The following is a 13,738-nucleotide window of genomic DNA, read 5'->3' on the forward strand; positions in this document are numbered from 1 at the left end:
CCCATATCTAGTGGTCAGGGCAGGCGGTAGCCACTACCGGTAGTGCTGTCATTAACGTTTGCTCAAACATTGAGGGCAGCGTTCTTGTTGGCACTTGCGGTCTCAAAAATTTCTTCCGAGGGATTGAGGCCGGCTAGCTTTTAGGCGACAAATGTACACTGTTTGGTTTGATATGTATTCTGGCTAGTAGTCGCCGTTTCGCACGGAGTTCGTTCTGGCTCGCAACGATGGTCCCTGATCCGATTGATTCGGTCGGAAATCGATTGCGAGATTCGGAGCGCCGCGAAGCTTGGCGTCGGTTACCGGTCCCACGGATGACACCTAAGGAGTCTCAAAGTTTATGGCCACCGTTCTGTCCACCCCCAACGTCACTTCCACCACCGGCAACACGTCGAGCGACGATGCCGCGATCCAAAAAGTCAATCGAGAGCACGGCGTGAAGTACGCTGCCGATCGATTTGGCAAAACAAAGCGACGTGGTAAAAGCGGTTTGAAGATCAAGTCGCAATTTTGCCCTCAGAACGATCAAACGCCCTTCGAAACCACTCAGTGGGATTTGCGAAGCGCGTCGATCAAGGATGAAAGCGGCAACGCATTGTTCGAGCAGACCAATTGCGAAGTCCCTGCCGGTTGGAGCCAATTGGCGACCAACGTTGTCGTGTCAAAGTATTTCTACGGCGACCCCGGCACCGAAGGCGAACGTGAACGCAGCGTTCGTCAATTGATTCACCGCGTCACGCGAACGATCACCGATTGGGGGTTGGCCGACGGCTATTTTGATTCGCCCGAAGACGGCGATCGATACTACCGCGATCTGACTTGGTTGTGCCTGCACCAACACGGTGCGTTCAACAGCCCCGTTTGGTTCAACGTTGGTCTGCACGCTCAATACGGCGTCGTCGGCGACAAGTGCAATTGGCACTGGGACGAAGCCAACGCGACGACGGCTCAGCCAGAAAATCCCTACGAGTATCCGCAGGGTTCGGCGTGCTTTATTCAAGCGGTCGAAGACAACATGGAAGACATCATGCGTCTTGCGTGCAGCGAAGCGATGTTGTTCAAATTCGGCAGCGGCACCGGCACCGACTTGTCAACGATTCGCAGCCAGCGTGAAAAGCTGTCCGGCGGCGGAACCCCATCGGGCCCATTGTCGTTTATGCGAGTTTACGATTCGATCGCAGGTGTCGTGAAGAGCGGCGGCAAGACCCGACGTGCTGCCAAGATGCAATCGTTGAAGGTCTGGCACGCGGACATTCTTGAATTCATCGAATGCAAGTGGAACGAGGAAAAGAAGGCTCACGCTTTGATCCGTGAAGGTTACGAATCGAACTTCAACGGCGAAGCCTACAGCAGCGTTTGTTTCCAAAATGCAAACCTGTCGGTGCGTTTGACCGACGACTACATGGAAGCAGTTCGCGATAACAAGCAATGGCAAACTCGTTGGATCACCGACAAGCCAACCGACGATGCTCCTTCGTATGACGCGAAGGAATTGCTGAACAAGATGGCTGAATGTGCATGGCACTGTGGCGATCCAGGTGTTCAGTACGACACCACGATCAACAAGTGGCACACCTGTCCTAACAGCGGTGACATTAACGCGTCGAACCCGTGCAGCGAATACATGTTCCTGGACAACACGGCGTGCAACTTGGCATCGATCAACTTGATGAAGTTCGTCGGTCCAAACGGCGACTTCGATGCCCAGCGATTCCGTTCCGCATCGCGTCTGTTCTTTATTGCTCAGGAAATCCTGGTCGATCACGCCAGCTATCCGACTGAACCGATCGCTCGCAACAGCCACGCGTTCCGCCCGCTGGGTCTTGGTTATTCCAACCTGGGCAGCGTGCTGATGACTCGCGGAATGGCTTACGATTCCGATGCCGGTCGCGGCCTTTGCGGATCGCTGACTGCATTGCTGCACGGCGAAGCCAACCGCACCAGTGCCGAATTGGCGGGCGTTGTTGGACCGTTTGACGCGTACAGCGAAAACGAAAAGCCGATGCTAAACGTGATGCGAATGCACCGCGAAGCCTGCGACGAAATCAATGATGACGGTCCGCCGGAACTGAAGGAAGCCGCAACCAAGTTGTGGGATACCGTTTTGGAAGTCGGCGAAAAGTACGGTTTCCGAAACGCGCAAGCGACCGTGCTGGCACCGACTGGAACCATCAGTTTCATGATGGACTGCGACACGACCGGCATCGAGCCCGACATCGCGTTAGTCAAGTACAAGCAGCTTGCCGGTGGCGGGATGTTGAAGATCGTCAACCAAACCGTCAAACGCGGCTTGGTCACGACGGGCTACAGCGAAGGCCAGATCGAAAACATCTTGGCCTACATCGACGCCAACGACACGATCGAAGGTGCACCGGACTTGAAGGACGAACACCTACCGGTCTTTGATTGTGCATTCCAAGCCGCCAACGGTGTTCGCAGCATCAACTGGCGTGCTCACGTCACGATGATGGCGGCCGCACAACCGTTCCTGTCCGGTGCGATCAGTAAAACGGTCAACATGCCGTCCGACGTGACCCCCGAAGACATCGCCAGTGCGTACGCTTGGGGCTGGGAACTTGGTTTGAAGGCGATCGCGATCTACCGCGACGGCAGCAAGCAATCGCAGCCGCTGAACACCAAGACCGACAGCGAAGTTTCGGCCGATCAAGCGACGAAGACGATCACCAAGACCGTCGAGAAGGTTGTCTACAAGCCACGTCGCGAACGTTTGCCCGACACGCGTCAAAGCGTGACGCACAAATTCACGATTGCGGGTCACGAAGGCTATCTGTGCGTTGGGCTTTACCCCGATGGACGTCCGGGTGAGATTTTCATCACGATGGCCAAAGAAGGGTCAACGATCGGCGGCATCATGGACAGCTTCGGAACGGCGTTGTCGATCGCGTTGCAATACGGCGTGCCTTTGGAAGTGTTGGTCAACAAGTTCAGCCACACCCGGTTCGAGCCGATGGGTCACACGTCCAACAAGGACATTCGGATCGCCAAGAGTGTCGTCGATTACATTGCCCGTTGGTTGGGAATCACTTTCATGAGTGGAAACGACTACGGCGTCAAAGCTGGTGACAAAACGAGTTCCGGCAACGGTCCCGAAGTGGTCAACACCAGCTCGGTGATGAACGATCTGCGAGAAGACGCCGGTGCGGCAGTCGCGTTGGCCGAACGAGCAGCTTTCCAAGGTCAATCCGAGCAGTCGTACGCCAATGGGCATACCAACGGCACTTCCAATGGAGCATCAAACGGAACCTCCAATGGTCATGCCAAACCGGCGACCGATGCCGATGGCGGAAACCAGGGCGACCAATTCGCTCGCTTCCAAATCGACGCACCTAGTTGCGATAACTGCGGCAGCATCACGGTTAGAAACGGCAACTGTTACCTGTGCCACAACTGCGGCAACAGCATGGGCTGCAGCTAAGACGTCTAACGACATCTAATCAAACGCCAAAGCGGCCATCCGGAAACGGGTGGCCGTTTTTCGGTTGAAGTATCTCGTTAACCAGAATGAACGTAGGCCGGAACAAGCAAAGCGCAGTTCCGGCAATTGCAAAACCTACTCAATGTTCTTGCTGGTATCCCGTTGATCTTTCAAATACTCAATCAAGTCTAAAAACTCGATCGGAGCGATTTGAGTGATCAGTCCTTCGGGCATCGAGCTTGCGTTCATCGGTTTTCGGATTTCGATGATGTCTTTATCGATGTCAACTTGCTTTCCGTTGGCAATTCCGAGCGAAAGTACCGTTTCGGTTTCCTTCAAGATGAAACCGGTGTTGGCGATGCCGTCTTCATCGAGGACTGAAACTGTTTCGTAGCCTTTGGAGATTTCTTCGTTGGGCAATAGCACCGATGTGATGATCTGTTTCCGATCCATCCGTTTGCCAACATCCGAAAGATCAGGACCAAACTTCTTGCCAAGCTTTCCAACTTGATGGCACGCAGAACAAACTTGCTTGAACACCGCTTCTCCGCGTGATGCTTTCCCGCCGCCAACGTTAGCAAGCTTGTCGATGGCTTTCTTACGATCCTTCATTCCCGCGTCCACATTTTCCGCGATCGCCAACAGTTCGACCGCCGCACCACCTGGCCCGCTAATCTTGATGTGCTTTGCCAGATGAGCCTTTGCTGCGGGTGACGAATCGATCAGTAATTCATCAGCACTCTGGCCGCTCCAAAACGGTTTTAGGGCATGCAGCGTATGTTCCAGCGTGTAATCGATCCAATAGTCCATCTTTGAATCCACGACCGATAAAGCGATCGATACCGAATCGGGCGTTGTTAGAAAACTGGCTCCACGGACGGCTTCCAATCGCACTCGCGGATGTGGATCGTTCACCGCCGCCGCAATCCGCATTTTGAAACCAGCAACTCGATCGCGTTCATTGGTGATTGAATGAATGGCGGCAGCCCGAGCTCGGAAATCTTTGCTTTCCAGGATTCGGTCCAATAATCCTTCATCCAAATCACGAAAGCTTTCTTGAATCCACATCGCTTCGCACCATTGGCGTGGGGCGTCGTTGGTTTCAATCCATCGTGCCAACGCGTCGTAAACGTCGGCTTTCTCGCGATCTCTTATTTCACGCCGGGCTCGATAACGCGTCCGCAATTCGTACGCGTTCAATTGGTCCAACAGTTCGCGGATCGATTTACCAGCTTGCGTGATTGGCGACAGCAAAGGTTTGTTCTTATTGACCAGGCGGTAAACCCGTCCATGTTGCTTGTCGCGATTGGGATCGCGTTGCGAGTACTGCATGTGTCCGATCAACGCGTTGCACCAGTCGCCAAACCATACCGCACCGTCCGGGCCAATCTTTGGATCAACCGGTCGGAACACCATGTCAGTTGATGCGAGCAGGTCTTCGATTCGTTCGCCCTCGAATCCGGCGGTGCCTTCTTCATCACGAAGGTTGAATCGTGGCATTCCGTGCAGGTTGATCACGCACGCGTAGATAAACTGTCCCTGCATGTCGTCGGGCAGGTGACGCGAGGTTAGAAACTCGCTACCCACGGCGGGGCGGATTCCTTCGTTGTCAAAATTAGGTCGCAACGTTTTTCGCGTGCTGACTTCCTTACCCGAAAGCGGGCTGACCCAATGCTGGCGTGCGTTGGTTCCGTCACCCACCATTCCATTGCCCCACTGATCAAACACCAAGCACCAAGGATTCCCATAGCCCGGTGTGCGGTAGTGCGTGAAGGATTGCGAAAGCGGATCGAACACGTATCCGCCGGACGTGTTCTTGTTGCGAAATGCACCCCAAGGAGTTTCCAACGTCGTTGATAGCGAGATCCCCTCGAGCATGTGCAGTTGCCCGCCATGCGAATACTCCCACGCGCCCATCGTGTGGTGTGTGTCGTCCGTCGCGATGCCGTCAATCATCTGCTCGACCACGTCGGCACGGTCATCCCCGTCGGTGTCTTTCAGAAACAAAATCCGAGGTTCATCGACCACTAAAACTCCGCCACCGAAGAACTCGAAACCTGTTGGGCAGATCAGCTTGTCGTAGAAGGTCTTGCACTGATCGGCCATCCCGTCGCCGTCGGTGTCTTCTAAAATCAACAGCTTGTCGTCTGGTTTGGAAGACCCCGGTTGCCACTGGGGATAATTACTCATGCAAGAAACCCACAAACGGCCTTGGTTATCGAACGCGATTTGATTGGGGTTGGCCAGTTCAGGAAACTCTCGCTCCGACGCGAACAGTTTGACTTCCATCCCCTCGGGCACCTTCATCGTCGCGATCGATTCTTCAGGCGTCGTGTATTTCAATTCCTCTGGTTCCCGCATCTTGCGAAATCCTTCGTCACGCGATCCGAACATGGTTTCCGGAGTAAAGACTTCGCCGGTGCTGGAATCATCCGGCTGATCGGCCACGTCACGACCGGCAGCCAAATCCCAAACGTATTGATCGCGGACAGCGACGATGTTTCGGATCTTGGCGTACTCCGTTGGGAACGTTTCGGTGTCCCAGGTTCGTCTTCCGCCGTAGACGTACCAACCGTTCAGCATGCGGTAGTCCTGTGAATGGAACCAAGATTTATCATTCACCCATTTGCGGACTTCAGCAAAGCGTGATGTCTCGATGCCGGTTGGATGCGGAGATTGAAACAGTGATTCGTCGATCAAGACGCCCACCAATGCATCACCCCGCTCGTTCAAATGAGCACCGTTGGCCGTGTACTGATTGCCAAGTTCGGCGGCGAAGGCCTTGCTGGTTGGCGTGAATAAATCCACAAATGGATAGCCATTTTCCGATGCCAATCTGCTGATTGCATCGGAGTACGCCTTCAAGTTTTGGTTCTCAACAACGCCGGATGGTTGCAGCGGATTGCCAGTCGATTCAAACGCGATTGGGCTCATCAAAACGAACGACGGCTTTTTACCCTGCTTGGTAAAACGCTCGGTCATCTGATCGATGTAGTTCCGGTAATCGGCAACAAAATTTTCCAGGTTTCCCGCATCGCGACCCGCAAATGATTCATTGAAACCAAAGAAGCATAGGAAAAGCTCTGGTGAGAACACTTCCATCGGATCATCGATGGTGGTGTAGTTCCCTGGTCGCTGTTGGTTGCCAACTTCATCGGCGGGCCAACCGAAATTGCGAAAGACAATCTCTTTGTCGGGATGCCGCGTGAGCAGCAGCGATTCAAAGTGCCCGAACAGGTTCATGCGTTCGGCCAGCGAATTCCCAACCGCCGCAACGCGAACGCGGTTCGTCAAATCGAGCGATTGGGCAAAGCATGCAGACGGAAGACAAACCAACAACGCAAACGGAAAAATTCGAACGCTCTGAATGATCTTCTTCATGACATGCTTTTCCGAATGCGGGGTCGGTGAAAGGGAGGCCCCAGTAGGATACACCGAGCGATCAGCAGCTACGGCCTACAATCTACATCGATTCCCGTTCGCTACCCCGAACCTACTTCACGGCCACGATGTAACAGATCCAACTGGGGTCGCTGGGGGCTTCGACGCATCGTCCCCAAGTTCCGTCGCCTTCGCCATCTTCGTCTTCGCGTTCCCAGTAGACGTGGCTTTCTTTGAATCCTGCTTCGGCCAACATTTCGCGGACTTCGGGGATCGTCCAGAAACGCCACTGGTACTCAAACGCTTTTTTAAGCTTGCTACCATCGGCGAATTTGAAATGGATGTAGAACGTTGCGTCAGCGGTGATGGGATCAAAGCGTGCTTGATACCAGTGATACTTGAACCCCTTCTTTCCCTTTTTGATCGTCCGCTTATCAACGTGGTCTTCCGCGTAACACTCACTGCCGCCCATCATGTCCATCACCATGACACCTTCAGCGGCCAAGTTGGCGCGAGCGATTTTGAAATAGTCAACGACTTCGGCTCGTGTTTTGAAATACCAAAACGAAAAGTTCTGAGCCGCTAATACGTCTGCCTGAGGTCGGTTGCGTTTGCGAACATCTTGTTCCAGCAAACGAACACGGCTCTGTTGTTCTTCATCCAGCTTTGCCAGATTGTTTTCGCGTCCCCAATCGAGTGTTTCGCTGCACAGGTCCACCCCCAGCGCGGTCCGCTTTGGATCCGACGCGGCCCAGTCGCAACAGACCGCGAAAGTTCCACAAAAGTCTTCTCGCAATCGCATCGGTTTTTTTCCGAACGCATCGCGATAGGCTTGTTCAAAAAAACTGACTTCGTGTTCAGGCGTCTGAACTGATTCTTGGTAACAGTGAAACTTGTCGGCCTTTTGAGCCATCGTCAATTTTTGTTTCTTTTTCTTTTTCTTGCTCATGTTGCTTTTTCAAGGAGAGATTTTATTGCTTGCCATGCCTGAGTATTCGCCACATCATCCGCCAAGAACCCAGCCCGTCTGGCTTGTTGGATTCCATGCTGCATCACATTCATGCCGTCGGTTGAATGGGCATCCGTGTTGATCACAATCGGGATGCCCAGCTTCTTTGCCTTGGACAAGTGTAAATCGTTCAAATCCAGCCGCGCGGGGTTGGCGTTTAATTCCATCAACTTACCATGCTTGGCCGCGGCATCCATCACTTGATCCATGTCCACGTCATAGGGCGGCCGACGATTGATCAGCCGGCCGGTCGGGTGGGCGATGCAACTGACGTGCGGATTTTCAATCGCACCGAGAATTCGGTCGGTAATTTGGTCTCGCGGCTGTTTTTGGCCGTAGTGAACGCTGGCCAGAACCCAGTCCGCCTCGGCCAAGCAATCGTCGGCCAAATCCATTCCGCCGGCTTCCAAAATATCGCATTCGATGCCCTTCAGGATCGTCAGCCGGCCTTCATATTCGGGCCGGATCTCGTCGATCATCTTCCACTGCTCGCGAAGCCTCGTTTCATCCAGCCCCCGTGCCATCGAAACTCGTTTGCTATGGTCGGTGATCGCGATGAAGCTAAGCCCACGTTCGATCGCTGCTTCGGCCATGTCGCGAATCGTGCCGGTGCCGTCGGTTGCCGAAGTGTGCATGTGCAAGTCACCACGAATGTCCGAAAGCTGAATCAGGGTTGGCATTTCTCCAGATTCGGCCATCGCAAATTCCAGCCGGTCTTCACGAAGCTCCGGTGCAATCCATGGTAACCCAATCGCTTCGTAAACCTCTTCTTCGCTGGCACCCGCGATTTTGGTGTCGTCATCGACCTTGAATACACCGTACTCGCTGATTTTCAGCCCACGCTCTTTGGCGATTCGGCGAGTGTGAATGTTGTGGGCCTGAGATCCGGTGAAGTACTGAAGCGCCGCGCCAAATTGGTCCGCGGCAACGCATCGCATGTCTACTTGGAATGCCTTGTCCACGCGGATCGAAATCTTTGTGTCGCCACGCCCGATAGTCGACGCGTGGTAGGTGTATTTCTCCAAGTGATCCATGGCCGATTGAGGATCATCGGCGACGACCAACAAATCTAAATCGCCGATGGTTTCACGAAGCCGGCGATAGCTGCCCGCCCACTGCATCTTTTGAATGCCTTTGCAGGACTGCATATGCCCGCCGATGTCCGCAGCCAGTTCGTCGCCCTTGTGCCAGCGAATCCGCTCGGCTGCTTGCTGGGCGATGGCCAGTCCATCCAGGATGGTCGCCTGCGATTTCTTACCGAATCCTTTTAGGCCAGCGATTTTGTCTTCGTGGCAAGCCTTGCGAAGATCTTCCAGCGATTCGATCGCGAGTGCGTCACGCAGCTTCACAGCCTTCTTCGCGCCAAGCCCGGGAATGCGAGCCATTTGAATGACAATTTCGGGAACGGCCTGACGAAGTTCTTCCAGTTGCGGCAGCGAACCGGTGTCCACAAGCGTCTGGCATTTTTCAACGAGTGTCTTTCCAACGCCGGGCACCTTTGCAAGATCTCGGCTTGAATCGGCCAAGATATCGGCAACCGATTCATCGAGTTCGCGGATTGCTTTGGCACCGTTTTGATAGGCGCGAATTCGAAACGGATTCTCACCACGGAACTCAAGCAGTTCCGCCATTTCCTCAAACACTTTTGCAATCTTACCGTTGTCCATCGCTGCCACTTTTCGCTGTGAATACCGTCGAATAAAAGACAGGTTTCGGTGGCTCCACACGGCCTACGTTTGTGAATCGCCAAGGAATTGGCATCACGTGGTGGCGTTCACCGAGAACTATCGAATTAACGATCACAATGGAAACGATACGTCTGCGATCGCCAACCGGGCAAGCAAGCTTTGATGCCATCCTGATCGGCAATGCCAAGCCTTAATCCAACGGATTACTTTCGTTGCTTGGCAGCTTCGATCAAAGCTTCGACCTCAAGAACTTGTTCGTAGGGCACGCGTTGGCGTTCGTATTTGTTGGACATGAGCTCGTGGAGCGTTTCGAGATCATCCAGCGGCATGACGTCGTAATGGGTCCATTCCGCATCCGACTTCAAACGAGCTCGCAGCTTCCATTTCCCGCCGTGTCGCGTTGCGGTCACCAGCCGGGTCGCGCCTTCTTCGGTTTTCTCTCGCCATTCGTGTTTTTTCATGATCCATTTCCCATTTGACGTCGGAAGGCGTCGAAGGCGTCTCGGAGTGCGGCGGGCGGGCGGCGTCGATTGCCAGAATCGCGGATGCCTTTTAACGAATCGGATTGTTCGCTGGTGCTGCGGTTTTTGCCGGTTGATGGTGGGCGAAGTCCGAGGCTGCGGAGTGCTTCTTCGGTCGCTCGATTGGCGGCAGGATCGTTCTTGTTTTTCGCTGCATCAAGGTCGCCGATGTCTTTCCAGCGATCTTGGAATTGCTTCAAGTCTTGTTCTGTCCAGTTGAGTCGATCGAGTAATTCTTGGTCGGGTGCATCGCGAGTTTGGTCGAGGTAATCCAAGACCATGTCGGTTGCTTTGCGAGTGTACTCGTCGTTGGCGGCACTGTTTTCAGCGGATTGCTGAGACGACTCAGCGTCGGTGCCTTCTCCGCTACCATCACCAGACCCCGGGCGTCCTTGGGATGATGGCTTGGGTGAACGGGACTGGGTTGCTGAATCATCGTCGGTCGGCGTACCCGTTTGGTCAGAGTTGCCGTCGGTGGATTCCGAACCCGGTTGTCCTTCCTTGGGTTCGCCGGAGGGTTTTTCAGAAGAGCCCTGGTCAGAAGAACCCTGGTCAGATCCATCCGAAGATGAGTCAGTTCCCTGCTCGGAACCTTGATCCGATTTCTGCTCGGAACCCTGCTCGGGTGCATCACCCTGCTTTGCGGGGTTCTGTTCGCCAGCTTGCTGCTCGCTAGCTGCGTTCTCACTGGCGTTTTCTTGTCCGCTGCTCTGATTGCTGGAATCCTGCGACTGATCACCTTGGCCTGATTCTGATTGTCCCGATGGATCGTCGGGCATTGCGTTTGAGTCTGCCGGCTGGCCTTGTTCAGACTCGCTTGGTTTGGCATCTGACGACTTGGATTCCGATGGGGCACCGTTTGACGAATCACTTTCGCCAGACTGCTGGCCTGATTCTTTTCCAGCGGGCGATTGGTTGGGCGATTGGCCTTGGGATGGTTCGCCGGATTCAGGCTGCTCACCTTGTTGGCCGTCTTGTTGACCGCTTTGGCCCTGCTGTTGTTCTTGCTGTTTTTGATTCAAGTAATCTTGAATCCGCTCGAACGCCTCGCCGTCGTGTTTGGGCGAAGACTGCTCGCCAGACTCGCCTGACGAACCATTTTCGCCTGCTGATTCGCCTTGTTGTGGCTCGGTTTGGCCTTCACCGTTCTGACCAGACTGATTTTGCTGCGAATCCTGACCGGCACCTTGTTTGGATCCATCCTGCTGACCAGATGGATTGCCCTCGCCGGGTTGTCCTTCACCGGGTTGTCCTTCACTGGGTTCTCCCTCACCGGGTTCGCCTTGCATCGGTTCACTCTCACCGGCACCGCCTTCGCCCGGTTCTCCGGGACTGCTTTCTCCGGGCGTGCTTTCGCCGGGACTGTTTTCGCCGGTGCTGTTTTTACCGCCACTTGGCTTATTTTCGCCTTGGCCTTCACCGCCCGACTGCGCCCCTTCGCCTTGGCTTTCCCCTTCGTTCTTTTCAGACTGATCCCCTTCGCCGCCGCCGGATCCTTGTTGTCCGCTTTCGCCAGTTTGGCTGCTTCCCTGGTCACCTTCGGCACCACCGCCGCCCTGTTGCTGTTCGCCTTCGCCGGCACCGTCGCCGGAATTCTCTTCAGATGAATTGGGATCAGACGCTGGTTGGTCGTCGGGTTCGGACAGGCCCTCGCCCGCGGCATCTTCATTCGGCGGCATTTCATCCGACGCGACGATTCGCAGTTCGATTGGATCGGTCTTTGATCGGTTTCCTTGGACTTGGTCATTCGCTTCGCTGGACTTGTTGTCGATTGCGACTGCGGTGATTCGCACGACGTCGCCAACGGACAAACCAAGTTCGGCTGGCCTGAATCGGTACTCGGCCACTTGGTTTCCGCGTTTCCCGGCAACGTCTTGCCACAGAACGGGTTCGCCGACGTTTCGAATGCCGCTGGTGATTTGAAGTCGAATTTCGCTGAGTCCAAAATCTGCATCCGAAGCATGCACTTCGATGATTTGTTGCGTTCCGATCGGCACATCCTTTGGCACGCGAGTGGGCAACATGATTGCGACTTCGGGCGGCAGGTCGGCGATGATGTCGATCGGGTAGATGATCGGATCCGGGTTGTTGGCATTCGCTTCGTCCCAGACTCGAATACGATAACTGTCGCGGCGCACCGAGGCTGAACGTCGCCCATCAATCTGCAACGCAAAGTCAACCGACAACGATCGGCCGTCATCGCCCACGACCATCTCGATCGCTCCATCGGTTGCCTGGGTCGTATCGCCGACCGTCTTTGGGTTGAACTCAATCGCAGCCCGAGCGATGGGGCGATTGGTGGTGGCGTTCAGCGTGATCGCGGTTCCTTCGATCGCTGAAATCGATCCGCTGGTTCGCGTAAAGGGTGCGATACCTGTGTAGCCCGGTGGTCGATAATTGACCGAATCAAGTGCGACGACGGGCACATCTTTGACTCGAAATTCATAGGCCTGCGAAGTCGCATCGCCAGCCTTGATTAAGTAAGGCACATCGCCGCTGGCGGAATGATCCAGCGTGATGTCGGCGATAAAACCAAACGCCCCCAGCGATTCGTCTCGCTGCATCGTGGTTTGCTTTGCGCCGGTGGAGTACTGAATTTCACACAGCGCGGTTTCGTCTGGTTTCAAGCCGCGAATATCAGCGGTCACCTGAACGCTTCGCCCCGCGATCGCTTCGGCGTCACCGGGCGTGACGTCTTTGATCGACACTCGCGTGACCGGCGCGATCGATGCGGTCGGTTTGATCAAGCGACGCACGGACTGCAATGAATTCTTGGGCGACGCGGCGGCATAGAAAACCAAAGACGCCAGTGCGACCGCGGCAGCCAACCACAACTTCATGTTCCCGGTCGCTTCGTCGGGCAGTTCATCGTGGCGTTTCAGGTAGCCGGCAGTCGATGTGCCAATCGACTGAACGACTCGCCCCTGCAGCCCGTTTTGACTGGTGCTTTCTTTCAGCGTGACGTAGCTGGTCAAGGATTGTCGAAGACTCGGGTAGTTTTTTTCTAAGCTTCGGGCGGCATATTCTGGGCTGATCGATTTGCCGATTAGCGGAAAGATGCGAAGCCACGCATAGGCAAACACACCCGCGACCAAGCTGACCAAAGCTGCGATCCTGGCCCAAGAATTGACGCCCGACAGCGACGGTCGAGACAGCACCCAGTGATCCAGCAGAATCCAAGCTCCGATGGAGATGACAATTCCCAGCACCAGTTTCAAGCTATGCCGAACCAACTCGCCCCACCAAAGTGCGCGACAAGCCTCGTCGATACGGGCTGCGATCAGCCGGTCGGCTGTTTCGCCTGCGGCTGATTTGTTTCGGGCGTTTTTCTGAGTCGCTGACCGATTCGACGTCGAGGCAGGACTGGCGGGTGGAGGAGCAGCAGGCATGAACAATTGTTAACGGAAGCAAATTGCAAGATCGGCGTGGCAACGATCCGACGATCTTCTGCTGGAAGTATAGCCCAGCCGGGGATAGTCTAGCGTGCTGTCAGTCCAGCTAGTTCCGTCCTGGAGTGTGGGTTGTAACGATTGAGCGAGTTCTGCGGACTTCGAGTGATCTTTTTGGACCCGCAAAATCAAGTTGAATTGATGACGAATTGCATTTTTTTCCTGTTCAGGTTCGACTACTGTTGAGTCAGTTAATCCTCCGCCGAAAGGTGGTGGTAAATCCTGGCCAGTAGAATCGCGATGGCGGCGTGCTT

6 protein-coding genes are annotated in these 13,738 nt (G+C 54.7%); 1 reads left to right on the forward strand and 5 read right to left on the reverse strand.

What is annotated here, in order from left to right:
• Nucleotides 1-340: 340 nt before the first annotated feature.
• The gene (locus RC85_RS03220) at nt 341-3,436 is read left to right on the forward strand and encodes a vitamin B12-dependent ribonucleotide reductase (protein WP_068258584.1); all 3,096 of its coding nucleotides are present in this window, start codon (nt 341-343) and stop codon (nt 3,434-3,436) included.
• Nucleotides 3,437-3,571: 135 nt separating this feature from the next.
• Here the strand turns inward: RC85_RS03220 and RC85_RS03225 are convergent, their stop codons facing one another.
• From RC85_RS03225 to RC85_RS03245, 5 genes are all read right to left on the reverse strand, one after another.
• Complete coding sequence (locus RC85_RS03225; protein WP_068258586.1) at nt 3,572-6,817, reverse strand: DUF7133 domain-containing protein; 3,246 nt, start codon at nt 6,815-6,817, stop codon at nt 3,572-3,574.
• Between the two features lie 112 nt (nt 6,818-6,929).
• Entirely contained in the window at nt 6,930-7,766 is an 837-nt protein-coding gene (locus RC85_RS03230) for a class I SAM-dependent methyltransferase (RefSeq protein ID WP_068258588.1), read from the reverse strand.
• Nucleotides 7,763-9,493 carry a DNA polymerase/3'-5' exonuclease PolX gene (polX, locus tag RC85_RS03235; protein ID WP_068258590.1) on the reverse strand — a complete coding sequence of 577 codons (1,731 nt, stop codon included), beginning with the start codon at nt 9,491-9,493 and terminating at the stop codon, nt 7,763-7,765. The genes RC85_RS03230 and polX overlap by 4 nt, the downstream gene beginning before the upstream one ends.
• Before the next feature lie 224 nt (nt 9,494-9,717).
• Complete coding sequence (locus RC85_RS03240; protein ID WP_068258592.1) at nt 9,718-9,975, reverse strand: hypothetical protein; 258 nt, start codon at nt 9,973-9,975, stop codon at nt 9,718-9,720.
• Nucleotides 9,972-13,424 carry a hypothetical protein gene (locus RC85_RS03245; RefSeq protein ID WP_068258594.1) on the reverse strand — a complete coding sequence of 1,151 codons (3,453 nt, stop codon included), beginning with the start codon at nt 13,422-13,424 and terminating at the stop codon, nt 9,972-9,974. Before RC85_RS03245 ends, RC85_RS03240 begins: the two co-directional genes overlap by 4 nt.
• Nucleotides 13,425-13,738: the final 314 nt, after the last annotated feature.

The organism is Rubripirellula obstinata, from assembly GCF_001642955.1.
Taxonomy (GTDB): domain Bacteria; phylum Planctomycetota; class Planctomycetia; order Pirellulales; family Pirellulaceae; genus Rubripirellula; species Rubripirellula obstinata.